General features: G+C 69.4%; 23 protein-coding genes and 4 pseudogenes. 16 read left to right on the top strand and 11 right to left on the bottom strand.

Annotation, left to right across the window (positions count from 1 at the left end; all coding sequences use genetic code 11):
- Positions 1-3: 3 nt before the first annotated feature.
- On the bottom strand, positions 4-1098 hold the full coding sequence (locus ACP4J3_RS28680; protein ID WP_426538950.1) for an integrase core domain-containing protein: 1095 nt from the start codon (positions 1096-1098) through the stop codon (positions 4-6).
- 315 nt (positions 1099-1413) lie between these two features.
- Here ACP4J3_RS28680 and ACP4J3_RS28685 point away from each other — a divergent pair.
- Positions 1414-1917 (top strand): annotated as a pseudogene (locus tag ACP4J3_RS28685) (3'-5' exonuclease); the annotation flags it as partial.
- A 306-nt stretch (positions 1918-2223) separates the two neighbouring features.
- Positions 2224-2508, top strand: a pseudogene (locus ACP4J3_RS28690) (helix-turn-helix domain-containing protein); the annotation flags it as partial.
- A 146-nt stretch (positions 2509-2654) separates the two neighbouring features.
- Here the strand turns inward: ACP4J3_RS28690 and ACP4J3_RS28695 are convergent.
- Together ACP4J3_RS28695 and ACP4J3_RS28700 are read right to left on the bottom strand one after the other, a co-directional pair.
- A complete protein-coding gene (locus ACP4J3_RS28695; RefSeq protein ID WP_426538951.1) occupies positions 2655-3635 on the bottom strand; it encodes a zinc-binding dehydrogenase in 981 nt (326 codons plus the stop codon).
- A 233-nt stretch (positions 3636-3868) separates the two neighbouring features.
- The gene (locus tag ACP4J3_RS28700) at positions 3869-4516 is read right to left on the bottom strand and encodes a TetR/AcrR family transcriptional regulator (protein ID WP_426538952.1); all 648 of its coding nucleotides are present in this window, start codon (positions 4514-4516) and stop codon (positions 3869-3871) included.
- A 599-nt stretch (positions 4517-5115) separates the two neighbouring features.
- On the opposite strand from ACP4J3_RS28700, the gene ACP4J3_RS28705 reads away from it, so the two are divergent.
- The 6 genes from ACP4J3_RS28705 (at position 5116) to ACP4J3_RS28730 (ending at position 9695) form a co-directional block, all read left to right on the top strand.
- Positions 5116-5829 carry a hypothetical protein gene (locus tag ACP4J3_RS28705; RefSeq protein WP_426538953.1) on the top strand — a complete coding sequence of 238 codons (714 nt, stop codon included), beginning with the start codon at positions 5116-5118 and terminating at the stop codon, positions 5827-5829.
- Between the two features lie 117 nt (positions 5830-5946).
- Positions 5947-6873: an alpha/beta hydrolase gene (locus tag ACP4J3_RS28710; RefSeq protein WP_426538954.1), complete on the top strand. Its 927-nt coding sequence runs from the start codon at positions 5947-5949 to the stop codon at positions 6871-6873.
- 12 nt (positions 6874-6885) lie between these two features.
- Positions 6886-7770 carry a short-chain dehydrogenase/reductase gene (locus tag ACP4J3_RS28715; protein WP_426538955.1) on the top strand — a complete coding sequence of 295 codons (885 nt, stop codon included), beginning with the start codon at positions 6886-6888 and terminating at the stop codon, positions 7768-7770.
- 6 nt (positions 7771-7776) lie between these two features.
- Complete coding sequence (locus ACP4J3_RS28720; protein WP_426538956.1) at positions 7777-8658, top strand: SDR family NAD(P)-dependent oxidoreductase; 882 nt, start codon at positions 7777-7779, stop codon at positions 8656-8658.
- An 88-nt stretch (positions 8659-8746) separates the two neighbouring features.
- Complete coding sequence (locus ACP4J3_RS28725) at positions 8747-9340, top strand: TetR/AcrR family transcriptional regulator (RefSeq protein WP_426538957.1); 594 nt, start codon at positions 8747-8749, stop codon at positions 9338-9340.
- A 28-nt stretch (positions 9341-9368) separates the two neighbouring features.
- The gene (locus tag ACP4J3_RS28730) at positions 9369-9695 is read left to right on the top strand and encodes an alpha-L-rhamnosidase C-terminal domain-containing protein (RefSeq protein WP_426538958.1); all 327 of its coding nucleotides are present in this window, start codon (positions 9369-9371) and stop codon (positions 9693-9695) included.
- Here ACP4J3_RS28730 and ACP4J3_RS28735 read toward each other — a convergent pair.
- Positions 9665-10876 carry an IS110 family transposase gene (locus ACP4J3_RS28735; protein WP_426538959.1) on the bottom strand — a complete coding sequence of 404 codons (1212 nt, stop codon included), beginning with the start codon at positions 10874-10876 and terminating at the stop codon, positions 9665-9667. The genes ACP4J3_RS28730 and ACP4J3_RS28735 overlap by 31 nt on opposite strands.
- A gap of 810 nt (positions 10877-11686) precedes the next feature.
- Between ACP4J3_RS28735 and ACP4J3_RS28740 the strand changes: the two genes are divergently transcribed.
- On the top strand, positions 11687-13285 hold the full coding sequence (locus ACP4J3_RS28740) for an MFS transporter (protein ID WP_426538960.1): 1599 nt from the start codon (positions 11687-11689) through the stop codon (positions 13283-13285).
- A gap of 188 nt (positions 13286-13473) precedes the next feature.
- Positions 13474-14109 (top strand): TetR/AcrR family transcriptional regulator, encoded by a 636-nt coding sequence (locus ACP4J3_RS28745; protein ID WP_426538961.1) that lies wholly within the window; start codon positions 13474-13476, stop codon positions 14107-14109.
- Positions 14110-14307: 198 nt separating this feature from the next.
- Here the strand turns inward: ACP4J3_RS28745 and ACP4J3_RS28750 are convergent.
- The 5 genes and pseudogenes from ACP4J3_RS28750 to ACP4J3_RS28770 all read right to left on the bottom strand — a co-directional run.
- Positions 14308-14395 (bottom strand): annotated as a pseudogene (locus ACP4J3_RS28750) (histidinol phosphatase); the annotation flags it as partial.
- Between the two features lie 133 nt (positions 14396-14528).
- Positions 14529-14702, bottom strand: a pseudogene (locus tag ACP4J3_RS28755) (TetR/AcrR family transcriptional regulator); the annotation flags it as partial.
- A gap of 445 nt (positions 14703-15147) precedes the next feature.
- On the bottom strand, positions 15148-15714 hold the full coding sequence (locus tag ACP4J3_RS28760) for a VOC family protein (RefSeq protein ID WP_426538962.1): 567 nt from the start codon (positions 15712-15714) through the stop codon (positions 15148-15150).
- 223 nt (positions 15715-15937) lie between these two features.
- On the bottom strand, positions 15938-16630 hold the full coding sequence (locus tag ACP4J3_RS28765; RefSeq protein ID WP_426538963.1) for an alpha/beta fold hydrolase: 693 nt from the start codon (positions 16628-16630) through the stop codon (positions 15938-15940).
- Between the two features lie 21 nt (positions 16631-16651).
- Positions 16652-17677: an AraC family transcriptional regulator gene (locus ACP4J3_RS28770; RefSeq protein ID WP_426538964.1), complete on the bottom strand. Its 1026-nt coding sequence runs from the start codon at positions 17675-17677 to the stop codon at positions 16652-16654.
- 188 nt (positions 17678-17865) lie between these two features.
- Between ACP4J3_RS28770 and ACP4J3_RS28775 the strand changes: the two genes are divergently transcribed.
- Together ACP4J3_RS28775 and ACP4J3_RS28780 are read left to right on the top strand one after the other, a co-directional pair.
- A complete protein-coding gene (locus ACP4J3_RS28775; RefSeq protein ID WP_426538965.1) occupies positions 17866-18708 on the top strand; it encodes an alpha/beta fold hydrolase in 843 nt (280 codons plus the stop codon).
- Positions 18705-19868, top strand: a complete 1164-nt coding sequence (locus ACP4J3_RS28780) for an LLM class flavin-dependent oxidoreductase (RefSeq protein WP_426538966.1) — start codon at positions 18705-18707, stop codon at positions 19866-19868. Before ACP4J3_RS28775 ends, ACP4J3_RS28780 begins: the two co-directional genes overlap by 4 nt.
- Before the next feature lie 32 nt (positions 19869-19900).
- Here ACP4J3_RS28780 and ACP4J3_RS28785 read toward each other — a convergent pair whose 3' ends face one another.
- Both ACP4J3_RS28785 and ACP4J3_RS28790 read right to left on the bottom strand, forming a co-directional pair.
- Positions 19901-20710, bottom strand: coding sequence for an IclR family transcriptional regulator domain-containing protein (locus tag ACP4J3_RS28785; protein ID WP_426538967.1), 810 nt, complete (start codon positions 20708-20710; stop codon positions 19901-19903).
- 173 nt (positions 20711-20883) lie between these two features.
- Positions 20884-21483, bottom strand: coding sequence for an NADPH-dependent FMN reductase (locus ACP4J3_RS28790; RefSeq protein ID WP_426538968.1), 600 nt, complete (start codon positions 21481-21483; stop codon positions 20884-20886).
- Positions 21484-21791: 308 nt separating this feature from the next.
- On the opposite strand from ACP4J3_RS28790, the gene ACP4J3_RS28795 reads away from it, so the two are divergent.
- The 4 genes from ACP4J3_RS28795 (at position 21792) to ACP4J3_RS28810 (ending at position 25675) form a co-directional block, all read left to right on the top strand.
- Positions 21792-22955 carry a CaiB/BaiF CoA transferase family protein gene (locus ACP4J3_RS28795; RefSeq protein WP_426538969.1) on the top strand — a complete coding sequence of 388 codons (1164 nt, stop codon included), beginning with the start codon at positions 21792-21794 and terminating at the stop codon, positions 22953-22955.
- Positions 22952-23755, top strand: a complete 804-nt coding sequence (locus ACP4J3_RS28800; protein WP_426538970.1) for a citryl-CoA lyase — start codon at positions 22952-22954, stop codon at positions 23753-23755. The genes ACP4J3_RS28795 and ACP4J3_RS28800 overlap by 4 nt, the downstream gene beginning before the upstream one ends.
- A gap of 366 nt (positions 23756-24121) precedes the next feature.
- The gene (locus ACP4J3_RS28805) at positions 24122-24439 is read left to right on the top strand and encodes a Tn3 family transposase (RefSeq protein WP_426538971.1); all 318 of its coding nucleotides are present in this window, start codon (positions 24122-24124) and stop codon (positions 24437-24439) included.
- A 711-nt stretch (positions 24440-25150) separates the two neighbouring features.
- Complete coding sequence (locus tag ACP4J3_RS28810; protein WP_426538972.1) at positions 25151-25675, top strand: AAA family ATPase; 525 nt, start codon at positions 25151-25153, stop codon at positions 25673-25675.
- Positions 25676-25735: the final 60 nt, after the last annotated feature.

Here is a 25735-nt window from a genome sequence, read left to right on the forward strand (position 1 = left end):
AGGTCAGGACGCATGCTGGTACTCGTGGAGGGTGCCGCCGAGGCGGTCGCGTCGTCGTATGTCGAGGTGGGCGATGGCGTCCGGGTCGCTGATCGGCGGAGGCAGGGGGTGCAGTGGTCGGGTGTTGGCGATGCCTTGGTGGGGCCGGTGCTCGTTATAGAACGTCTCGAACTCGCGCAGGGCGTGGAGCAGATGGTGCTGGTTCCAGACCAGGGTGCGGTCCAGGAGCTCGCGTCGGCAGGTCTGCACCCACCGTTCCATGAACGCGTTCATCCCCGGCATCCGCACCCCGCTGAGTACGACCTCGATCCCCGCATCCTTGGGGACGGTGTCGAACAGGGCGGGGTACTTCCCGTCGCGGTCGCGGATCATGAACCGGGCCCTGCAGCCGGCACCCTCGAGATCCATGACGAGGTTCCTGGCGGCCTGTGCCACCCAGGAGGCGGTTGGCTGCGCCGTCGCGCCCAGGACGCGGATGCGCCGGCCGGCGTGCCCGATCACCGCGAACACGTACAGCCGCGCCTCGGACAGGGTGACTGCTTCGAAGAAGTCACACGCCAGCAGGGTATCGGCCTGGGAGCGCAGAAAGTCCGTCCAGGTGCTGGAACCCCGCTCGGGTACCGGGTCGATCCCCGCCTCCTTCAGGATCTCCCACACCGTGGAGGCGGCCACCTGCACGCCCACAACCAGCAGCTCGCCGTGGATGCGCTGGTAGCCCCAGCCGGGATTCTCCCGCGCCAGACGCAGCACGAGAACGCGGATCGAGCGCACGGTACGCGGCTGACCCGCACGTTTGGGCCGGGAACGGGCCGCATGGCGGCGCGAGACCAGGTAACGGTGCCAGTGCAGCACAGTGTCCGGGCGCACCAGCAGCCGTGCCCGGCGCAGCACACCGCGCGGGAGCCGGTGCAGCAGCGCGGCCAGGAACACCCGGTCACTCGGGGCGAACCGCACCCGATCCCGGCCGAGTTGGCGTTCCAGCATCGTGATCTGACGGCGCAGAGCGAGGATCTCCGCGTCCTTGTCCTGGTTGCTCACCGGCAGCCGCAGCAGGGGGAACACGTTCGCCACATCCAGATAGGCAAGTCCAGGCAGCACGACAGATCATCCTGCCGGGGCACTCACCAGGTGCCCGGAGCACCCGCCCGAGCGTCCGCGCTCGACACCACCCGTACACCAGCCCCCACCAGGACGGATGAGTTTTTCGGCAGGCACAGCGTCGCACTACAGCCACGGCCGGTGGGCCCATGAGTCCGACATGTTCATGCCAAACTGCCGCATCTCGCCGCCGCCGAGGAACACCTCCACCTCGCCCTCGACAGCCTGGCCGCCACCGAGCTCGGCGAGCGCATCGCCGCCCGCGCGTGAGGCGCCCGTGACCACCGCCGAGGAGACCGAGGACCCCGCCCACGCGGAGGGCTTTCGACACTCATCGCACTGGCGCTCGCCGCTGGGGACCTCAAAGACGGCCGTCGCACCTCCCACCCCGAACTGGTTCTCTTCGCTTCCTGGGGTGAGTTGCAGGACTACGCGGAGCACGATCCCGCCGGCCGAGACCTCCAGCCGTTCGTTGAACTCGTCGACACTCATGGTCCCGAAGCTGTCATCGCCGCCGTCGACGCGCTGACCGACGAGAACAAGGCCGAGGTGACGGTCTCCACAGCGCACAAGGCAAAGGGCCGGGAGTGGCCCGAAGTCAGAATCGCCGACGACTTTCCCCCGCCGCCCGACAGCGACCAGCAGGACGCAAGCGGCCGCCCGATCCCAGGAGCGGTGAGCGATTCGGACGCACGCCTCGCCTACGTCGCCGTCACTCGTGCCCAGCATCAACTGGACCTCGGGGGGCTCGCATGGATCAAGAGTCGTCCATCTGCTGTCGACGGCCCGGAGGAGCCGAACCACACAGCTGCTCCGTAACTCGGCCGCGGCACACGCCTACGCGGACCTGGCCAACGCCGACCTCCCGGAGGACGACGGCTCGGTGATCTGGAAGTGATCCAGTAACCGGGGGCCGGACGCACCACCAGGGCTCGGCCCTGTGCCGCCGTCAGCGACCGTGGGGGTCACGGTCGATTCCGCCTCCGTGGGCTCATGCCGGGCAGTGGTTGGTGTTGTAATGCGCCGGCCGGCGTCCGTCTGTGCACAGAACCCGGCGTTTACTGAGCTTGAACTCGGGTTGTCGTAGGTGCTGACAGGGCTTGATCCTCGCGGTACGTCGTTGTCATGAGGTATGCGCAGGGCGGGGGTCTGTCGGATGAACGGCGGCAGTTCCGTGAGGGCATCCGGATGATGGCCGCCGAGCGGTTCGTCCGGGGCGAGCCGAGCTCGGTGATCGCCAAGGAGTTACGGGTCAGTGTCCGGTCGGTCCAGCGGTGGCGGCGCGCTTGGGACAGGGGCGGGCCACAGGCTTTGCAGTCGGTGGGTTCGGCCTCGCCGCCGCGGCTGAGCGAGGCCCAGTTCGCGGTGTTGGAAAGTGAGTTGGCCAAGGGGCCGGTTGCGCACGGCTGGCAGTCGTACCAGGGAGCAGATGGTGGCGCGGTCCGGGTGAACGGCGTTGTGCGGCCCTGCCGTAGGGACGAAGTCCCGCCTCAGGTGTGTGCCTGAGGCGGGATTTCGTCGGCTGTGCGGCTCCTGCGGCGCTCGCTGCGGTGGGTTCAGAGGCGGGCGACGAGGCGCCCGGCGACCTTGCCGGCGCGCAGATCCTCGATGCCCGCTGGGATGTCGTCGAAGGAGATCTCGTTGGTCTGGGGGGCCAGGTCCCCATTCCTCATGAGTTCGTAGAGGGCGGCGATGTCGTCCTTGGTGCCGCCGATCGAGCCGAGGTAGTTGACGTGGCTGGTGACCATCGCCAGGGTGTCGATGCTGGCTTGGGTCCGGGCGAGTCCGACCTGGACGACGGTGCCGTCGAAGCGGACGGCCTTGAGCGCCGCTTCCGTGGTGGTGCCGAAGCCGGCGTAGTCGACGATGAGATCGAAGCCCGCGCCGGCCCACTCGGCGGCATCAGCGACGACGTCCGTGGCACCGAGGGAGCGGGCCCTGTCCCAGGCGCTCTGCTTGGGTTCGGCGACGTGCACCTCGGCCCCGAGCAGGACGCCGACGCGGGCGGCTATCTGGCCCAGGCCGCCGATGCCGATGATGCCGACCTTCATGCCGGCCTTGACGCCGCCGCGGACGACGAGGGCGTGGTAGGAGGTCATGCCCGCGTCGGTGGCCATGGCGCCGTAGACGATGTCGACCTCGTCCGGGATGTGCACCAGGTCGTTCGCGGAGCCCAGGTAGTAGTCGGCGAAGCCGCCGTCGTGCCCGTAGCCCGGGGCGACCTCTTGTGCGGCGGGGCCGTCGGAGCCCGGGGCGGCGGCGCTCGCCGTGGGACAGACACCGACGCGGTCACCGGTCTTCCATCCGGTGACGCCGTCGCCGACGGTTTCGACGGTGCCGGCGATCTCGTGGCCCAGGGTGATCGGCGTCTTGGCCAGGGCGGCGCCGATGAGAGGGTCGTCCAAGCTGCTGACGTCGGAGTGGCACAGACCCGCCGCGCCGACTTTCAGGAGCACCTGACCGGGGTCGGGGCGCGGGATCTCCAGTTCGGCCAACTGCAGGGGTTTGCCGGTCCCGGTGAACTGCCATGCCTTCATGTCGTTCTTCTTTCTGGTTCCATCCTTCGTTGCGCCCGCCGCGGGGGCTTCCCGCATCGGGCAGGTCTTGAGGGGCGCCCTCGTGCGGTTGCCGCGCGGAATGCGCCTCACCGGTCGGCGGTCGCAGAAGGCGGTTCAGTGGCCACAGAAGACGGTTCAGTGGATCATCGAGGCCGACAGGGCTCAGCCGACGGTACGAAGGCGGTGTCTGCCGGCCGGTGCCTGACGGCACATCACGTGGGGCTGTGATCAGTGCCGCCCATCCACACGGGCAGCTGTGCGAGCACGCGGTCGGTGAAGGCTTCCAGGGAGTCGGAGCTCTCCTCGCGCAGCCAAGCGATGATCATATGCAGGACGCCTCCTGCCAGAAAGCGGGCAGTGTCCGCGTGCGCCGACACCTGCGGCACCCCCGAACCTGCCCCGCCCGGCGTGGCGGCCAGCTCTTCGAGATACCTCCGGATGGCGGAGGCCATCTGGGCGGCTGCGGCTTCCTGCATGCGCGAGGACACCTTCCAGTCCAGGGCGGACAGGAAGAAGGCCCGGTAGGTGGCGATGTGCCGGACAAGGTCCCGCACGGTGTCACGGGCGGCTTCGCGCAGCTCGACTCCCCGGTCCCGAGCGTCGGCACCCGCCCGGCTGATCGTGGTGAGCTGCCGGGTCACGACGGCGACCGCGAGATCGTCCAACCCGGAGAACTGGGCGTAGAAGGCGGCCCGGCTGACACCGGCCTCGCGAACCACCGAGTTCACGGTCACATCCTGACCGCTCTGGGCCAGCCGCTGCAGTGCCGCCTCCACTGCGGCCCGGGTCCTCGCCGGCCTCGGGTCTGCCGCCCACTGCCGGGCTCGTGCAGCTGTGCTGACACCTTCGTCGCCGCTCATACCAGCAACGCTACCACATTCCGTACACCTGTCTGGAAAGTTGCCACCTTGAGGTTCCCCGGTCCTCTGCCCAGCGGTGGGAAGGTTTCAGTCCGGCCGTGCTCCGTACCGGTCGGCTGTCCGAATAGCGATCAGCCCACCCTGGTGCTCGTCGGCTGGCGGACCCGGTCATGCGGTGCCGGTTTCGTCCTCGTCCACTTCGGCCGCATGCGGGCCGCAGTGGCCTCGGTCCCCGCTCAGCGGACCGGAAACGGTCGGATCCCGGCGCTGACTCCATGGCCCACCGAGCAGCAGCGCAGACGGTGCCGGCAGGCACTTGACGCAGTGTGTCCATCCGGCATGGCCAGATCGGACTGATGGCCTCGCCGTTGGCGGCGGCGAGGCCATCAGTTCCTACGGCTTGTCCCCGCTACGCAGCCTCGGCGTCGCGCGGAACGGCAGCGGGCGCACCGGGCGGGTGGGGGAGGGGGCTTACGCGGCCGCCCGCATCAGAGGGCTGGCCGAACACGCGGAGGACACCACCCGTCTCTCGCCCGCACCGGACTCCCCGGGCCAGTACTTCGACACCGAGGGCAAACCTCCTCGACCACAACGGAAACGTGGTCCAGCACGCGTCCGAGGCCCGGAAAGAACCGAGTGGTGACGACCTGACCGACCCCGCGGGCGCAGATGTCCAGCGCGCCGACTCCCCGGTCCGGGAACCGGCCCTGGTCGGCGCGGCCACCCACACCGCCGAGGCGGGTCAGCACATCCGCCTGGGCAACAGCCTCGACGACGCGGGCCGCGTCGGCGACGACATCCCGACCAACCAGGCGGGCCGCGACCTCCCCGGCGACCACGCGGGCGCCCACCTCCCTGGGGGGAGCGCGGAGAATGTGCCCGGCGGAGCCGACGCGCACGAACACGGTGTCGGTCCCTCGGCAAGCCACGAAACTCCGCTGAGCCATCATGGCGATGGCCAGGGCAGCGGAGGGTATGGGGACCCTCTCCAAGAAGTGCGCCATGAGGGTCCTGGTGCCGTGCCTCATGACGGTCCAGGAGGCGGCTCCGGCCACGTGCCGACCGGCGGGCCGGGCGACGGAGTCACGGGAGGCGGACACGGCGGGTCCGGCCACAACCACGAGCCGCAGCGGGTGGACTTCAGCGAGGGTGACGAGAGAGCCTCCGTGCCGACCGGTCGCATGCAGCCGAACCAGGAGGCGGCGGTCGCCGAGCAGCTCGCGCGCGCCAAGATGGCGCCTCAGGACATAGAAGTCCCTCGCGGGACTTCGGAAGAGCGAGTACGGCGCCGGAATCGCCAAGTATCGCTGTGACGGGTTCGTTGCCGTCGATTTGCTTTACAGCCCCGCAATGTTGGATTAGCTTCCAACATTGGAAGCAGTTCCAAGTCTCCGCGAGCCCAACGATGCGAGCCGTGTTACGGAGGTCCGATGACCGACCGATTGAATGTGACGTTTCCTTCGGGGCCGGACGAGTGTCACGCCTGGCTGTACCTGCCCGAGGGCGGGGGGCGGCGTCCCGTGGTGGTCATGGCACACGGTCTTGGTGGGGTCCGCGAGATGCGGCTGGACGCCTACGCCGAGCGTTTCGCCGCCGCAGGCTACGCGTGCCTGGTGTTCGACTACCAACACTTCGGGGCCAGCGGCGGTCAGCCGCGACAACTCCTGAGCATCAGACGACAGCTCCAGGACTGGCGGGCCGCCGTGGCGTACGCGCGCTCCCGGCCGGAGACCGATCCCCGGCGCGTGGTCCTGTGGGGCACCTCTTTCGGCGGCGGCCATGTCCTGGCGACAGCCGCCCAGGACCCGGCCGTCGCCGCCGTCATCGCCCAGGGCCTGTTCACCGACGGTGTCGCCTCTGCCCTGGCGATGCGCCCGGACACCTCGGTGAAGGTGATGGCCCGCGCGGTCCGTGACGTGGTCGGCGCCCGCCTTGGGCGCCCTCCCGTCATGGTCGCGACGGCGGGGCGGCCCGGATCCGCCGCGTTGATGACCGCTGCGGACGCCGAGCCCGGCTACCTGGCCCTCGTGCCCAACGACGCGCCCTTCTCTAACCAGGTTGCGGCGCGGTTCGCCCTGGACATCCTCCGCTACCGGCCGGGCCGCCGGACCGCGAAGATCGCATGCCCGGTGCTGTTCTGCGTATGCGAGCACGACAGCGTAGCCCCCGCGCGGCCCACCCTGCGCCATGCCCGCAGGGCCCCGCGCGGCGAGATCCGCCTCTACCCCGACGGCCACTTCGACATCTACCTCGGCGAGCCCTTCGAACGCGTTGTCACGGACCAGCTCGCCTTCCTGGCGCGGCACGTCCCCATCGGCTCCGCACCCGGTGAAGCCCCGGGACCCACGACACCCTGAAAGAGGTACGAGATGCTCACCTACCCGATTGCGGGGAAGACCGTCTTCATCACCGGCGCAGCCGGAGGCATCGGTGCGGCCACTGCCCGCACGCTGCACTCGCGCGGAGCCAACGTGGTCCTCTCCGACCGGGGCATCGACGCCACATCGGCCCTCGCCCGCGACCTCGGCGGCGACAGGACACTGGCGCTGTCGGTGGATGTCACCGACCGCGCCGCACTGGCCGACGCGGTGGACCGTACCGTCGACCGGTTCGGCGGCCTGGATGTCGTCTTCGCCAACGCGGGGATCGCGGCCGATCCGCCGGCGACGATCGCCACCATAGACCCGGCCATGTTCGAGCGCGTCGTCGAAGTGGACCTGCTGGGCGTCTGGCGCACCGTTCGCGCCGCACTGCCGCACGTTATCGCGGCGCGCGGGCACGTCCTGGTCACCGCTTCGGTGTACGCCTACTTCAACGGCATGACCAACGCCCCCTACGCCATGTCGAAGGCCGGCGTCGAGCAGTTCGGCCGCGCCCTGCGCGCCGAACTCGGCATCCACGGCGCCAGCGCCGGGGTGCTCTACCCCGGCTGGGTGCACACGCCCATCGCTGGCGCAGCCTTCGGAAGCAACGACATCACCACCCGCATGCGCGAGATCGCCTTCCCGTCCCTGCTCGGCCAGGGCATCGCCCCCACGCGCGTCGCGGACGCCGTCGTCCGCGGCATCGAGAACCGCTCGGCCCGTGTCATGGTCCCCCGCAGGTGGGTACCGTTTTCGGCCCTGCGCGGCGTCCTCAACCCCGTCACCGATCTCATCGCCGAACGCCACCCCGAACTGCGCCGACTCCTGCGCCGACTCGAGGAATCCGCCGCCCCCGCAGGCAAGTCCCCGCAGACCAGCTCACCGAGGTAGGCCGTCATGACCCGTTACGACCTGGCCGGGCGCACCGTCGTCCTCACTGGCTCCACCGGCGGCCTGGGCGCCGCCCTCGCCCGGGCCCTGCGCGGGCGCGGAGCCAACCTCGCCCTGCTCGACCTCGACGCCGCGGCGGCCCAGGCCCAGGCGGAGAAACTGGGTGGCGACACAGTCGCCCGGGGCTGGGGCGTGGACGTTCGCGACCTCGCCGGACTGCAAACAGCCATGGACGAGGCCGCGGCGCACTTCGGGCGCCTTGATGTCGCCGTCGCCGGCGCGGGCATCGACACCATGGCCCCCCTGGCGACCATTGACCCTGCCGCCTACGAGCGCGTGATCGACATCAACCTCAACGGCGTCTGGCGCACCTTCCGCTCGGCTCTGCCCCACGTCGAGGCCCAACGCGGCTATCTCCTCGCGATCTCCTCCATGGCCGCCTTCGTGCACTCGCCGCTCCAGATCTCCTACACCGCGAGCAAGGCCGGCGTGTGGGCGATGTGCGACAGCCTTCGCCTGGAGGTTCGCCACCTGGGTGTCGGTGTCGGCAGCGCCCACCCCACGTTCTTCCGCACTCCGATGATGGACGACGTGACCGCGGACCCGGCCGGGCACGCCCTCTGGGGCGGCAACTCCAAGGGGTTGTGGAAGATGGTGCCGCTGGAGAAGGTCATCGCCGGTATCGTCCGCGGCATAGAGCGCCGTGCGGACCGCGTCGTCGTCCCCAGGTCCCTCACCCTGACCGCGAACGCTCCCGGTCTGTTCCGGCCGGCACTCGAACGTGTCGGTTTCCGCCCTCAGACAGTCCAGCGCGCCCTCGGCCTCGCCTCGGCGTCGGGCTGGCACGACCCGGCGGTGCATGAGCGCCACCAGGCCGGTTCCCGCTGAATTCCGGGCTGAAGGAAGCGGCCCAGGGGGTCCGGCCGTTCGAGCACCTCGTAGAGTAGCGGGGACCATGACGATGAAGGTCACACGCATGACACGTCGGGCCGCCGCAACCCGTGCGGCCATCGTCGACGCCGCCGAGGAGCTGCTGGCCGCCGGAGGCCCCGAGGCGGTCACCTTGGAAGGCATCGCCGAACGCGCGGATGTCGCCGTGCAGACGGTGTACAACCGCGTGGGCGGTCGCGCGGCCGTTCTCATCGCGGTTGCCGAGCGGGCACTCGAGGACAACCGGACCTACATGGACGACGCCTACGCTGCCCCGGGCACCCCGGTGGAACGCATCAGGGCCGCCTCGGCCGCGTACGTCCGCTTCGCCGCCGAGCGCCCACACCAGTTCCGCCTGCTGGCCGAGCCGCCGGACGAACCCGCGGCCCTGGAACGGGTCGCCGCGCTCGTCGACGAGCAGAACGCCAAACTCGCCGCCGCCCTGGCCGACGGGGTGGCAGACGGCTCGCTCGCCGCCGACCTCGATCCCGTCACCACCGCCACCGCGTTGTGGGCTGCCATGAACGGCGTTCTCGGCCTCTCCTGGCGCGCGGACCGACTCCGCGCTGACGCCTCCCATGTGACGGAACTCGTCGCAGCTGTGGAAAGGGTGGTCTTCCGCGGACTGCTCGCCCGCTGAAGTCCGCCCGGGGCCGTGCCACCGTACGATGGCCGGCCTGGCTCCCGCCGCGCCGGGATACCGCCGCCTGCGGATCGCTCCCCTTCCGGGTGGCGGTATCACCCAGGCTGGAGCACGTCTGCACACGCCGTACGGTATCGCCGAGGTGTCCTGGGTGCTCTCCGGGCGTGAACTCACCGTGGAGGCCGTCGTCCCTCCGAACACCACGGCCGGCGTCGTCCTGCCGGGGGGCAGGGGTGTCATCGAGGTGGGCTCCGGGAGTCACACGTGGACAGTGGCGTTGGGGGGTGCTTCTATCTGTTGGGTCAAGGGCTGTGGGCTGGGTCAGGCTGATTGTTCGTGCCTGGGTTGGTAGCGGGTGCGGTGCTTGAGCATGGCGTGCAGGACGTCGACGCGGCGGCCGGTGAGGCAGATGAGGGCGGCGTTGTGGCGCTTCTTCTCGGCGCGCTTTTTGTCGTAGTAGGCCCGCGATTCTGGGCTGCTCAGCGAGGCGAACGAGGCCAGGAACAGGGCCCGTTTGAGCGTCTTGTTGCCGCCGCGGGGCGGTCCTTCGCCCCGGATGGAGGTTCCGGAACGACGGGTGGTGGGGGTCAGTCCCGCGTAGGAGGCCAGGTGGGCGGCGGTGGGAAAGGCGCTGGCGTCGCCGACCTCGGCCAGGATGCGGGCTCCGGTCCTGACCGCGACCCCGGGCATGGAGGTCAGGACCTTTGCGAGAGGGTGAGCGTCCAGCAGGGTGGCGATCCGCGTCTCCAGGCTCTCGCGGCGCTTGAGGAGAACGGCGAGAGTCTCGGCCAGGCCGGAGATGATCTCTCCTGCCGAGTCCGTGCCGGGGACCTGGACGGTCTGCTCGGCCAGGGCGGCATGGATCTGTCCGGCCAGCTCCCGCGGGGTGCGCATCCGTGGGGCAGCGGCGGTCATGACCTCAATGAGCTCTTCGGTGCCGGCCTGGGCCAAGGCGGCCGGGGAGCCGAAGGTCTGCAGCAGGGCCAGGACGGCCGGGTGCCGCAGGCGGGGCCCGAGGACGCGTTCGAGGGCGGGGTGGATGGAGGTGAGCAGTCCGCGCAGCCGGTTGGAGGTGCGGGTGGCGTCCTGGGCAAGGTCGTCATCGTGGCCCAGGACCATGGTCAGTTCGGCCCGCACGCTCTCCGCCGGGTCGATGGAGTGCAGCAGGTGGGGCATGGTGCGGGCGGCATCGGCGATGACGTAGGCATCGCGGGCGTCGGTCTTGCCCGTGCCGGGGTGCAGATCGGCCAGCCGGCGCATCGACAGGCCAGGCAGGTAGGCGACTTCGCATCCACAGGCGCGGGCGACGGTGACGGCCAGGGTGCCGATGGAGGCCGGCTGGTCGACCACTACCAGGACCTTGCCTTTGCGTTTGAGGCGGGCGAACAGCTCTCGCAGATGGGGCTCGCCGTTGGGCAGCGGCTTGTCGAAGGTGATGCGGCCGTCGGCCAGCAAGGCCGTGCCGTGGTGGGTGGACTTGCCCACGTCCAGGGCACAGAACACATCGATCGAGGTGAAGTCGTTGCTGGTCACCGGGCTTTCCCTCCCCGGAGTCACACCGGTGGCCCACCGGGGCACCGGAAGATCGGCAGCCACATTACGCAGCCCTGCCTGTCGGCGGACACGCTTCCATCAGCGACCATCCGGTGCCGCCGGGACCGGCGACAGCACCCCCCGGATCATCAAGGACAGGGGCAAAGAGCCATACCGGCCCCGGAGGCCACGAGCCCGAACCGGGCTCTACACGGAAGGTAATGGGCACACAGGGTTGAGCAGGCACCGTTGTCCCTGGACATGACGATGGGGCAACCCACGGACCGCGAAGATGCGGTCCGTGTCTTCAAGGACTTGCTCGTCTCGTACTTCCCGGAGGCCGCAGAGTTCATCGAGAGCGGCTCCGGAACTCCGGCCGGGACCAGCGTACGGGCGATCGCCGGAATGCTGCCCGACGGCGAGAAGTTCCTGGCCGACCTGGAAGGGCGGTTCACCACGGCGCCCGCGAAGACCTTGTCATCCTCTACCTGCATGGGGGCGGCTTCCGGGTCGGAGCCGCTCCACCAAAGACCCCCTCCACCTCCATCCGCTGCACAGCGGTTCTCCTGACTGCGCCGGATACCTCTGTACTCCGGCCTGCGGAGCACAGCCGCACTAGGAGCTCCACTCCGACGACTGCCGGGCTCGAGTTCGGGAACTGGCCGTGGACAGCTCGCCGAGCCCCTACCGGCTGTGCACTCACCTGCCACATGTCACTTCGAATTAACTTGGCACTTGAATGCCACATGGCACTTGATGCCATAACCTGAGCTCATCCGATCGAACCGTGAGTTCAGGAGAACCCTCACCGTGAGCAAGTCCACCGTTGCCGAAGCTCCCGTCCAGAAGCCGGCCCCAGCCGCCACGGGCATTCGCCGTCTGCGCGGCCATCCGTGGCTCTCGCTGCTGGCCGTCGCGCTCGGCGTGATGCTCGTCGCGCTGGACGGGACGATCGTCGCCATCGCCAGCCCGGCCATCCAGAAGGACCTGGGCGCCTCGCTGTCCGACATCCAGTGGGTGACCAACGCCTACCTGCTGGCGCTCGCGGTCAGCCTGATCACTGTCGGCAAGCTCGGCGACCGCTTCGGGCACACGAGGATCTTCCTGATCGGCGCGGTCGGCTTCGTCGCCTCGTCCGTCGGCATCGGCCTGACCGACGACATCAAGGTCATGATCGGGCTGCGCGTGGTGCAGGGCGTGTTCGGCGCGATGCTCCAGCCGACCGCGCTCGGCATCATCCGCTCCACGTTCCCGCCCGAGAAGCTGAACTCCGCGATCGGCATCTGGGGCGCGGTGGTCGCCGCGTCCACCGCGGCCGGCCCGATCGTCGGCGGTCTGCTGGTCGAGCACGTCAACTGGGAGTCCTGCTTCTACATCAACGTGCCCGTCGGCATCGTCGCCCTCGCCATGGGTCTGCTGTTCCTCAAGGACACCGAGCGCGACCAGAACTCCAAGTCATTCGACGTCCCCGGGATCGTGCTGCTGTCCGGCACCCTGTTCCTGCTGGTATGGGCCCTGATCAAGGCCCCCGACTACGGCTGGGGCGACACCAGGACCCTGGGCTTCCTCGGCGCCACCCTGGTCGTGGGCCTGCTGTTCGTACTGCGTGAGAGCCGCACGAAGGAGCCACTTCTGCCGCTGCGCCTGTTCCGCTCCCTGCCCCTGTCGGCGGGCACCGTACTGATACTGATGCTGGCCTTCTGCCTGTTCGGCGCCATGTTCTACATGACCTTCTACCTGCAGAACGTGCACGGCATGAGCGCCGTCGACGCCGCCGTGCGGATGCTCCCCCTGACGGGCCTGATGGTTGTCGGCGCACCGCTGGCCGGCGCACTCATCAACCGGTTCGGTCCACGGCCGCCGATAGTCGTCGGCATGCTCGTGACGGCCGGAGCCCTGTTCGGTCTCGGCGGCCTCGACACCGGTTCGGGCGCCAACGACACCCTGGTGTGGTTCGGCATGCTTGGCCTCGGCCTCGCCCCGATCATGGTCGGCGCCACCGAGGTCATCGTCGGCCACGCCGAAGTCGAGCTGGCCGGTGTGGCCGGCGGTCTGCAGTCCACCGCCATGCAGGTCGGCGGTACCCTCGGCACCGCGGTCCTGGGCGCGGTGATGACCGCCAAGCTCAACGACGTCTTCACCGAACGCTGGTCGGCCGCCCACCTGCCCCCGCTCCGCGGCGAGCAGCTCGCCCAGGCCAAGGAGGCGGTCTCCGTCGGCGTCGCCCCGGTCGCCCCCAAGACCCCGGCGCCCGTCGCCGAGGTCATCACGAACATCACGCACCACGCCTTCATGGACGGCATGCATCTCGCGTTCGTCGTCGCCGGCGTCGTCGCCCTCGTGGGCGCCGCGATCGGTCTGCTGACCAAGCAGGGCCGCAAGGTCGAAGGCGCCGCCGTGCACATCTGACGTCCTGCCAGGCGGGTCTAGGGGCCCGCCCGCAGACGCGGGGAGCGCACCGCTCGGTCTGAGCGGCGCCGGGCGAGTCTTCTCCTGGCGCTCCCCGCCCGGCCGGGGCCCTCGTGGGGACGGCGGGCCCCGGCCTCTCCCTCTGCCCTGTGGCAGACTTCCAGCGGAAAGAGCGGAGGCAGGACGATATGACGGCTGAGGCGAAGCCCGGTCTGCGGGAGCGCAAGAAGATGCGCACCCGGTATGCGATCATCTCGACCGCCGTTTCCCTGTTCGTGGAACGCGGTTACGACGAGACCACCGTCGCTGAGATCGCCGAAGCCGCCGAGGTCGCTCCCCGCACCTTCTTCCGCTACTTCGCCACCAAGGACGACGTCGCCCTCGCCCTGATCACCGAGGCCGACGAGGCCATCTTTCCCGCCCTGGAGGCCCGCCCGGCCGACGAGCCGCCGGTCACCGCGTTCGCCAACGCGGTCCGTACCGTCGTGGAGCAGCTGATGCAGGCCGACGACGGCACCGGGGAACTGTGGACGCGCATCCAGCGGCTGCTGGAGAAGTCCCCGCCGCTGCTCGCGGCCCATCTCCAGCGCGGGTTGTCGATCGAGGACCGCCTCGCCCGCAAGCTCGCGGAGCGCGAGGGCGTCGACCCCGATACCGACCTGCGCCCCTTCCTCGCCGTCGGCGCCGTCGGCACGGCACTGCGAGCGGCCCATCGACGGTGGGCCGCCCTCCCTCAGGCGACCTCCGATGACCTTGTTCGGCTGCGCGAGCAGGCCCTAAAAATCTTGAACGAGCCCCTCGACCGTCACTGGGCAGAGGGCTGAGCCCGGAGTCGAGGCGTCAGGCGATGTCTCTGGGGTGACGGGAGCCGGGTCGCGGTCATCAGCCCGGCGAACTGGGGTGAGCGGGCGGTAGCCCATCGCTTCACGGCCAGGCTGGTGATGTTGTCCCCCGTCACGAAGGCCTTGAGTCCTCCTTTGGCAGCGCTACGGCGACTCCCCCGCGCGGCGCGGGCGTCGGCCTCTCGCTCAGTGGTGTCATGTCCGGTTTGGTCTCGACCTTGAGATCCAGAGCTTTGAACCGGGCCGTGGTCGCGGCGTCGGCGGCGTCGCACGAACGACACGAAGCCGTCGACGATTCCGCGCACCCGTTCCGTTGCCGTACCTTCTTCCGGCGCCTTGGCGTGCAGAAGCAGTCGGGGTCCGGCCGCCTGCACCACCGCGACGTAGTAGTCCCGCCTGGTCGGGAAGTAGTGGTAGAGCAGTCCGCGGGAGATCTCCGCCTCGGCGGGCACCTCGTCGATGGACATCTCGTTGATGGGGCGGGTGGTAAGCAGGCGCAGGCCGATGTTGATCAGCTGAGTCCTGCGTTCCTCCGGTTTCAGTCGAACGCGGGTCGGTGCGGACTTCGCAGCCATACCTGTAACCCCAACCTGTTAAGCGATGGGCAACAAGCCTATTGAGTGTCGCTCAACAAATACCGGTGCCCGACTGCCGCACACAGGTGCAGGTCGACGTCAACGGAGCGATGAACTCCGCGCCGAAGGCCAAGCGCCCGGCCGCTGGCGGCGTCCGGCGCCAGCCCTCGGCGGGCCCTACGGTATGCATACTCTGACCATCGCGGCGGAGCTGATCGAGCGCCTCGCCCCCGCCCGGCCCACTGTGCCGGCCTGTCCATGGGCGGCCTCGTCGGCCGGCGGATCGCCGCTATGAGGACCCGGCGAAGGCCCTGATGTTCGGACCCGCCTCGTCGCCTGTCTGGCGGGCGGTACTCGGTGTCGCCGCTGAGTGCCCGGGGGCCGCCCGTACCCACCCGCGCGGGACACAGGGATGGGCGGTGGATACGGGCGGCGGCACCGGGGCTCAGCGGTAGGTGTTGTTGCTGACGTGGTCACCTTCGAGCCACGACTTGAGTTCGGCGTGTGCGGTCCGTCGGCGCTCCTCGTCGGAGGCCTCGATGCCGGGGGCGTCCAGGGTGAACTCGAGGAGGAGGCCGTTCGGGTCGCTGGTGTACAGGGACCGGCAGTAGCCGTGCTCCAGGACGTAGGTCTCCTCGGGCTTCCAGCCGGCGTCCTTGAGCCGCTGGGCGATGGCGTCCTGGACCTCCTCGGTGACCTTGAGCGCGATGTGCTGGAACGGCGAGTGCGGCATCCTCGGGCCGAACTGCTCCTGGTCGGCCGGGTCGACGAACTGGAAGAAGGCCAGCGCGCTGCCGTCCCCGAGACCGTAGAAGGTGTGGCAGTACGTCCGCACGGCCCCGAAGAGCTCGTCGGACTCCTTCCACGTCGCCACCAGCGGCAGGCCGATGATGTCCTCGTAGAACGCCCGGGTCGCTTCCTGGTCCCGTGTGACGTAGGCGTTGTGGTGAAGTCGCGTCGGCAGGGAGCCGACGGCCGGGCTGTTGGCGGCTTCGGGCAGGGACTGGGTCATCGTTGACTCTCCTTCGTCATCTTCCGCTCACCGAGACGGAAACTTCTCCGGACATCTGTCCGTCAGGCGAGCATGGGTCGACGGTCGCGCGCGGCTCTTCCCCGGTCAAGAGCCGGGCAAGGCAGGGGAATCAAGCCCTGCGGGAATCGGATGAATCTCGCGGAGAGCGGATCTGCGTGGAGCCGGACCGCAGCGCACCTGAGATCCCGGCGGGGGCGGGATCTCAGGTCCTGACCGTTCGCGCGGCCAGTGCGGCCTGCTCGGCCAGAAGCGCCGACAGCCGGTCCGGGGCGGAGAAAAAGGGGGAGTGGTCGCAGTCGATCTCGATGCTCTCGGTGGCGTGTGCCGCGCATTCGCGCTGCGCGCCGACCCGGACCGTCCGGTCCTTCGTGCAGACCACGTATACGGACGGCGCGGACATCCATGCGGGCTCGATGATCGGCGTTCGCGGTACGCGGCTCGTCATCGGCCGCCACCGCTGTGCCGCCAACTCGGCCATGTTCGGCGGTGAGCGCGAGTAGAGGACCTCGCGGGCCTCCTGGCGCAGGATGACGGCGCCGTCTTCGCCCGTGTCCCATGCCGCCCGGAACTCCGGATGGTTCCAGCGGGGCGTGTGCGCCGCGGGTGACTCTCCGGCCAGCGGCATCCGTGCGGCCACGAAGACGAATCGGTCCGCTCCCTGCCCTCCGGCGGTCACCGGCAGGCCGCCGTAACTGTGCGCGACCAGCACGACGGGCCGTGCCCGCGCGATCTCGCGCACGGCCTCCCGCACAGCGGCGGTGTCGTCCTCGAAGGAGGTGAACGGAAGGTCGATCGCCCGGCCGGCGACGCCGACGTGATCCAGCCGCTCCAGGACCGGAGCCCAGCACCAGCCATCGTGGTTGGCTCCGTGTACGAAGAGAATCAGGGGGTCCACAGCTCGCTCTCTGTTCAACGTTCAACGGCGCATCGTCGCGGACGGCGACTCTCCAAAGCGCTCTTTGTAGGCGGCCGCGAAGCGGCCCGTGTGAGTGAACCCGTGGCGCAGAGCCACATCGGTGACCTTCACCCCGGTGGAGGGGTCGGCGATCAGCAGTTCCTCGTGGACCTGTTCGAGGCGGTGGCGGCGGACGTACGACATCGGTGACGTGCCCAACTGCCGACGGAACGCCGAATGCAGGGAACGTTCGCTCACCCCGGCGAATTCGGCGAGGTCGGCGACGGTGAAGGCGGCGTCGGGGGACGACTCGATGAGTTCCACGACGCGCCGGACCACACGGGGCGCCGGCAGCGGCTGCGCCGAGAAGATTCGGTCGGTGTAGTTGTGCCGTTGCCCGAGCAGCAGGGCGGTCAGGATGCCGTGTTCGATCTCCTTGGCGAGCACCGGGGGAGGGCCTGCCTTGCCGCACTGTTCGAGTGCCCGCTGGAGCGTCCTGATCGCGGCTGTGATGCCCTCACCACCGCGTTTGAGGTCCATTTCGGTCTCGAAGCGCAGGGGCGCGTGCAGCGGCTCGTTGAGCAGGTTCCGCAGGCAGTGGTCGATGAGGGCCTTGTCGACGGTCAGCATGAGCTGGCGTAGCCCTGGGGACCAGCGCATGCTGACGGTCTCCGGGAAGCAGAAGACCGCCGCCCGGTCCGGGCCGGCGATCGCGGTGGCCTCACCGGTCGAGCCCTCGTCGATGAGCATGGTGCCGCCGAAGACGAAATTCACGCACACGTCGCTGATCGGCGGCGTGCAGGAGATCTCCACCGCGGGGCCGTAGCCAGAGGCCATCAGGCCGATGCCGTTCAGCTTCCGGTATTCGACGCGGGCCTGGAAGGTACTCCCGCGCTCCAGCACCTTCATGCTGTGTACGTTCTTGAGGAGTTCCTGCGTCCGTGCCCGCGCCTCGGACGGGTCCCGCGTGTTGATCAATCGGCCGTAGGGAACGCTGGTGCCCTCCGGTATCAGCCCCTCGTCCATCGACATTGACGGAGCGCGCATGACTACCTCCACCGTCGGACGCCTGTCCGTATGACGTCCAGCTCGCAGAATCCGTGGTTCTGACCGGCATGTCAACCGTGGTGCGGGAAGCGGCCCAAGGCTGCGGCATCCGGCTCGGTGTCTCTGCCGCCGACTCCCTACCTTCGGACGCCAGCACCACAAGAGCCGGAGGTAGTGCAGTGACACAAGTGACGACCACCGAGGCCGGGCGGGACGTGAGCAGTCCGCCGACCGAGGATTTCCTCGAGGTCCCCGAAGGGCGGGTTCATCTGCTGCGGGGCGGTAAGGGGGCGCCGGTCCTCTTTCTGCACGCGGCAGGCGGCGCGGGCCAATGGCACCCATTCCATGAACTGCTGTCGCGCGGTTTCGAAGTTTTCGCTCCCGACCACCCGGGGTTCGGCGGATCGGACGAGTTCCCCGAGCTGGAGGGCGTCGACGATCTGGTCTTCCACTACCTCGACGTCATCGAGCGGCTGGGGCTGGAGCGTCCGCACATCGTGGGCGCATCCTTCGGCGGATGGGTCGCGGCGGAACTCGCGGTCGCCCGCCCGGACCTGATCGGCTCCCTGACCCTGCTTGGCCCGGCCGGGCTGCGGCTGCCGGCACATCCGCTCGCCGATCTGTTCCTCATGACGCCGGACCAGGTGGTCGACGCACTGTTCAAGGACCCCGCCAAGGCGTCGGCCCTGTTCCCCGGCGAGCCGGACGTCGACGACATCCTCGCGGCCTACCGCGACATGACCGCCCTCGCCCGCTTCTCGTGGCATCCGTTCCTGAACAACCCGAAGCTGGAACGCAGGCTGCACCGCATCACCGCGCGCACACTCGTCGCCTGTCCGTCCGAGGACAAGGTCGTCCCCGTTGCCCACGGAGCGCGCTACGCCGAACTCATTCCTCAGGCCCGGTTCGCGCAGGTCGAGGACTGCGGTCACGCGATGTACTTCGAACGTCCGCAGGAGTTCGCCCAGGTTGTCACCGAATTCCTGGCCGAAGCCGATGCCAGGACCCAGCTGAGCGGAGCGAGCCGATGAAGTTCGTCTTCTTCCACCTGATGCCCTACCCGTACCTGCCGGACGACTTCGACGAGAAGTACCCGAGCCCTTCCCTCACCTTCCCGAACAAGTTCTTCGACCGCGAACTCGGCAACCGGCTCTACCACCGTTACCTGGACGAGCTGGAGCATGCCGAGAAGCTCGGTTTCGACGGGATCGCCGTCAACGAGCACCACCAGAGCGCGTACGGTCTGATGCCCTCGCCGAACCTCATGGCTGCGGCCCTTGCCCGGCGTACGGAGCGGGCGCAGATCATGGTGCTCGGCAACGCGATCGGCGTGCGCGGCAATCCGCTGCGGGTGGCGGAGGAGATCGCCATGCTCGACCACCTCAGCAATGGGCGGGTGGTCTCCGGATTCGTCCGCGGCATCGGCTGGGAGTACTTCGCGCAGAGCGTCAACCCGACCCGGTCACGGGACCGGTTCAACGAGGCCCACGACCTGATCATCAAGGCGTGGACGTCCGACGAGCCGTTCCAGTGGGTCAGCCCCAACTACGAGTACCGCTACGTCAATCTGTGGCCGAGGCCGGTGCAGGAGCCGCATCCGCCCATCTACATCCCCGGCGCCGGCAGTACGGAGACGATGAAGTTCGTCGCCGAGCACGGCTACACCTATATGTCGGTCTACGCCCCGACGCCGCTGGTCCGCCGCTGGTTCGACGGACACCGGCAGGCGGCGGAGGAACTGGGCATGGAACACGACCCGGTGAAGTCCGCCTTCTCGGTGCCGATCTATGTGGCGGAGACCGATGAGAAGGCCCACCGTGAGGGACGACGGCACATCGAGTGGCTGTTCCACCGCGGGCTCAAGCAGAGCTTCCCGCAGGTCTATCCGCCGGGTTACATGTCGCCGGGCTCGATGCGCGGTCTGCTGATGTCCGGAATGAAGCCGTACACCGAGACGTCGTACGAGGAACTGCTGGCGGGCGGATACGCCGTCGTGGGCAGTCCCGAGACCGTCGCGGCCCGGCTGAGCGACCTGCAGGCGCAGCTCGGCTTCGGCCAGCTCATCGGGCTGTTCTCGATCGGAGACATCACCGCCGAGGAGATGACCAGGAGCATGGAGCTGTTCGCGTCCGGGGTGATGCCCGCCCTGCGTCCGCTGGGCGTCGCGGGCAAGGTGCCGGCATCCTCCTGACCTGTACAGCCCACGCTCGCCCCCCGGCCGGGTCAGCCGGCCCGGGGGGCGAGCGTGGCGAGGGGACGGTTCTCCCATGCGGCCCAGTCGGCGCTGATGTCGCCGGCGGTGCGCAGCAGCAGGGGAAGATGGTGGTCGACCAAGCGGTCGACCGACGTCTCGGCGGCATGCGCGTTCACGTTCACCGCCGCGACTGTACGGCCCTGCCCGTTGCGGATGGGCGCCGCGATGGACCTGATGCCGAGAGCGAGTTCCTCGTCGGTCACCGCCCACCCCTTGGCCCGTACGTCGCGGAGCATTTCGTCGAGTTCGTCGCGCTGGGGGTGGTGCCGGGGCGTGATGCCCGACCTGCTGGGCTGAGCGAGGACGCGGTCGAGTGCGGGACCGTCCAGGGCGGCAAGCAGCACTTTGCCGAGAGACGTCTGCACGGCGGGGAAGCGGGTACCGACGGTCACCGACAGCGTCACCAGCTTGGGCATGGCGACCCGGGATACGTAGACGATGTCGGATCCGTCGAGCTGCGCGATCGAGCACGACTCCCGGGTGCGGTCGACCAGGGCACGCAGGTGAGGTTCCGCCAGCTCCCAGATGTTCTGCGAGCCGATGTAGGTCATCCCGAGTTCGAGCACGCGGGGCGTCAAGGAGAACCCGGCTTCGTTACTGCGTACGTATCCCAGCTTCTGGAGCGTGATCAGAATCCGGCGTGCTGTGGGCCGGGCGAGCTGTGCCTCGGCGGCGACCTCGCTCAGCGTCATGTACGGCCTGCCCGGCTGGAAGCAGCGCAGAACGTCGAGCCCCCTCGCGAGGGCCTCGATGAAATCCGGACCGGCATCCCGGCGCATCTGTCGTCCCTCCACGCCTGCGAAATGGGCGGACGGGCCGAATGACCGCCCACCGGATGGTTGTCCGCCACTGTACCGCCGCCCGCTCCGCAGATGGCAGGTCCCACCTCGGCGCATGGCGTGACCGTGGGACGGCGCGCAACGCTGCCCCACGGTCACGCCATGCGCCGACCTCACGCCTGCGCCGGAGTCAGCACCCTCTCGTCTCCCAGCCGAGCGGCGGCGAACTCGACGACCTGACGGCCGACGGTCTCCAGCTGGAACCGGGCCGACTCGTCCGTGCAGGCGCCGGTGACCGGGTCGAAAAGCCCCGGCATCGAGGCATTCAGCGCGGCTCCCATCGGGGTAGGCCACCCTCGCAGCGCGTGGGCGCAGGTGCGCAGGGTCTGCAGGGTCGCCACACTCGCTTGCCAGCCGTGAGCGACGGCGATGCAGCCGACCGGGAGCCCGGCAAGGTAGGAGCGCTCGTCGTCTCGCAGGTCCTCGACATAGTCAAGGGCGTTCTTCACCATCCCCGACACCGTGCCGTGGTAGCCCGGGGACGAGATCAGCAGTGCGTCCGCGTCACGCAGCGCCGCCACCAACGCGGTGGCCCGCTCCGTCCTCGCCGACTTCTCCGGATCGTAGAGGGGAAGGACGAGCTCCTCCGCGGTGATCAGCTCGACGGTCGCGCCGGCGTCCGCCGCAGCCGCGGCGGCGACCCGCAGGGCGCGCTCCGAGCTGGAGTTCTGCCGCGTCGTCCCGCCGATCCCCAGGACTCGTGTCGTCTGCACGCCCATGGCGTCCTCCACAGTGCGATCTCGTGCTCGTCATCGAGCGTTCGGTCCGTTGTCCGTAGAGGCGACGGTAGGAGGGGGAGGTCGGCGGCACGAGCCGCTTCCGGCACGGTCGGGCCGTTTCCGGCAACAGGACCACCTCTCCTGCCGCACAACGGACCCGCGTCCGCACAACGGTTACTTCAGCCCCCGCGCGACGGACGGCATACCTTCCATGCGGAGGTGGCGGTTGACACTGGCTGTATCAGGAACCCAAACTGTCGGACAGCCGTCCGTATGGCGGACATATTGAAGGGTGTCGCCCGATGACCGACACAGTTGGAGCCCTCGACGGGCTGCTGATCGCCGACTTCTCCCGCATCCTCGCCGGGCCGTACGCCACCATGCTGCTCGGGGACATGGGCGCCGAGGTGATCAAGGTGGAATCGCCCGCCGGTGACGACACGCGCACCTGGGTGCCGCCGGTCCGGGACGAGGTCTCGACCTATTACCTCGGCATCAACCGCAGCAAGCGGTCCATCGCCCTGGACCTCAAGAACCCCGAGGACCTGCGCCTGGCCAGGGAACTGGTCTCGCGCGCCGACGTCATGATCGAGAACTTCAAGCCCGGCGGCCTGACGCGCTTCGGCCTGGACTACGACACGGTCAGCGCCGACAATCCGGGACTGGTCTACGCCTCGATCAGCGGGTTCGGCACCGCGGGTGGGGCGTCCCTGCCCGGCTACGACCTGCTGGTCCAGGCGGCATCGGGCCTGATGAGCCTGACCGGAGACGCGGACGGCCCGCCGTATCGGGCGGGGATCTCGGTGTTCGACGTCATGACGGGGATGCACGCCGCCATCGGCATCCTGGCCGCCCTGAACCACCGCAACGCGACCGGGGCAGGGCAGCACGTGGAGGTCAATCTCCTGTCCTCAGCGCTGTCCGGACTGGTGAACCACACCTCCGCCTACGTGGCCGGCGGGGTCGTCCCGCACCGGATGGGCAACGCACACCCCAGTCTGTTCCCCTACGAGCCGCTGCCCACGGCGGACAAGGACCTCGTCGTCATCGCAGGCAACGACGGCCAGTTCCGCAGACTCTGCGCCGAACTCGGCCTGGACGAGCTGCCCGAGGACCCCCGCTTCGCCGGCAACGAGGCCCGCACCCGCAACCGCGAACAGCTGGGCCCGCTCCTGGTCGCCAAGCTCAAGGAGCGCCCGGCGGACGAGTGGTTCAAGAAACTGTCCGCGGCCGGGATCCCGTGCGGACCGATCAACCACGTGGACGGCGGTGTCGCCCTCGCCAAGGAGCTCGGGCTCGACCCGGTGGTCACCGTCGGCTCAGGACCGCATGCGACACCGATGATCCGCAACCCGATCACCTTCAGTGCCACCGCGCCACGGCACATCCTTCCTCCCCCCGACCTCGACCAGCACGGCGACGAGCTGCGGGCCTGGCTCGCGGCGGACAAGGACGCAGACCAGTGACTGCCGGACAGCCCCAGTACCCGACCGGACTCGGCACATCGGATGCCACCACCATCAGACTGCTCGGCCATGACCTGGCGAACGACCTGATGGGCCAGGTCGGCTTCGGCGAGCTCGCCTTCTGGCTCGCCGCCCAGCGCCGCCCCAGCGCGGGCGAGGTACGGCTCTTCGAGACGGTATTGGTCGCGCTGGCCGACCACGGCTTCACCCCCACCGCCATCGCCGCCCGTCTGACCCTGCTGTCCGCACCGGAGTCCATCCAGGGAGCCATGGCCGCCGGCCTGCTCGGCGGCGGCTCCCGCTTCCTCGGCGTCACCGAGGACACCGGCCGCTTCCTCGACGAGGTGATCACCGCCGCGGGAGACCCGCTCCCGGCCACCACCGAGGAGTGGGACGCCCTGGCCGGCAAGGCACTGGCGGAACGCAAGGCGACCAAACGGTTCGTGCCCGGCCTCGGCCACCCCGTGCACAAGGAACGCGACCCGCGGACACCGGTGATCATCCGCATCGCACGCGAGGAAGGGGTTTACGGCCCCCACCTCGCCCTGTTCGAGGCCCTCGGCCGCATGGCACCCGAGATCCTCGGCCGGACCCTGCCCCTCAACGGCGCCGGCGTGTGCGGTGCCGCACTCGCCGACCTCCGCCTCCCCACAGAGTTGCTGCGCGGGTTCGCTCTCCTGGCCCGCGCGGCCGGACTCCTCGGCCACCTCGCCGAGGAACTCCGCCGCCCCATCGCCGCCGACATCTACCACTCGGTCGACCGCAACGCCCGCTACGTCGCCGGTGACGCCGTCGGATGAACAACCGCAAGGACAGGAGGGGCTGCCTCGGCGGATGGGGCAAGCCCCCTCCTGCGGTGCCCGTCGGTGACGCCGACGGGCGCCTTCCACAGAGGACGGGGACTACGGCCAGGACCACCTGCGGGCCGGTTGCCTGGCTGCGGCATCACTCCTCGCACCGCCCATGTGGACCGGCTCCAGCCAACCACGTGGACAACGCCCGCCGGTACACGCGCGCACGCGGCATCGCGCCGGCGCTTCAGCGCGCCCTGGTGCCCCCGAGCCAGATCTCCCACGCCGCGGTGGAGAGGGCCGCCCGCTATCGTCGGGCGGCGACGCCGAGGTGGGCGGCGACTGGTTCGACGTGAAGAGGAACTGGTCCGGGCGGTGCGCACGGCGTTCGTCTGTGACTACCTCGCCGACGTCGAGCTGTGCCAGGAGATCCACGAGGGCTTGCAGGTGGTGGAGAACTGGAACTCGGCGAACAGGGACCTCTTCTACGGCAAGGACGGAGACCTGGCCGGGCAGGACAAGGAGTCCCAGGAAATCAGCATGCTCGCGCTGCACCTGCTCCAGTCCGCCCTGGTCCACGTCAACACGCTGCTGGTGCAGCAGGTCCTCGCCGATTCTAAGTGGGCCGACACGCTCACCGACGCGGACCGGCGGGCGCTGTCGCCGCTGTTCTGGACGCACGTGAACCCCTAGGCCGGTTCGAGCTCGACATGAACAGCCGCCTCAACCTCGGCCTGGACCTTACTGCCGCGGGAGCAACCCTGCCCGGACCGCGCAGCCCGCAGCGCGGTCAGGCCGCGGCCCCGGCGTGACCCTGTGCTTCCGGCCGAGCCTTCCTGTGACGTCAGCCATGCCGGCAGCATCTCTCAATCGGCAGCGGCGGCCGCCATGGCGCGAGCCCGCGTCTCAACGCGCGGCGCCGTGGTGCTCCGCTCTCTCCACGCTGCTGCGGCGTCCGGCACCGACGGGCTCCTGGTGCCCGTATGCGTACTGAGGTGGTGGCGGCGCGGGGTGCTCATGCCCAGGGTTCTGTCGTCTCTCGGGCAGTGCTCCTCATGTCGGCTCTACAGGCGGGTGGCGGCGGGCCGGGAGAAGGTCCTGGTCCTCCGCCCGCCCCTCATCGTGGCGGGACGCGGGGCGCTTGCCATGCCGTCGGAATCGACCCCCTCCAGTCAGGCCAAGCGGAGGCAGCGTTCGTTGATCTGCCACAGCCGTGCGAGAGCGCCCACCGCGGACCGCTCAGTGCGGGAGGCTCTGGCGCTCGGAAGGATGAGGCTCGGCTCGCTCCGGTCGTCCGAGGGTGTCCATCCCAGGGCTGCTGTGCCAGAAAACTCACGTTCGGGGCACTCCATCCTCTTGCTAGCCTCGGGCATATTTGTACGACAAATGTGTGAGGGGCGACTCGTGGCCACTGTCATCCCTGCTGCGGGTAATCTGCCCACGGCCCTGACCAGCTTCGTCGGCAGGCGCCGCGAGGTGGGCGAGATCCGCCGCCTGGTGGGCGTCGGCCGGCTGGTGACACTCACCGGAGCGGGCGGCGTGGGAAAGACGCGGGTGGCGCTGGCAGCGGCCGCGGCCTCCAGGAAGGCGTTCCCGGACGGAGTGTGGCTCGTCGACCTGGCCGCGGTGCGCGACCCGTCGGCGGTGGCCGCCGCGACCGCGGGTGCGCTGCGGGTTCCGGACCGCGGCGCCAGGCCCGCCCTCGACCAGCTCACGGACCATCTGGCCCGGCACCGGGCACTGATCGTGCTGGACAACTGCGAGCACCTGATCGACGCGTCCGCCGCCCTGGCGATGGCGCTGCTGTCGGCCTGTCCGGAGCTGCGCATCCTGGCGACGAGCCGCCAGACGCTGGGGGTCACGGGCGAGCACGTCTTCGTCGTCCCTCCGCTGTCGATACCGGACGAGGCGGCAATGCCACGAAGTTAAGGCCCTGTTGGCGGTGTCAAGGCATCAGGGAGAGTGATCTTGTAGGTGCTCGGCGCGGTG

Origin of the sequence: Streptomyces sp. UG1 (genome assembly GCF_049974585.1) — a bacterium.
GTDB lineage: Bacteria > Actinomycetota > Actinomycetes > Streptomycetales > Streptomycetaceae > Streptomyces.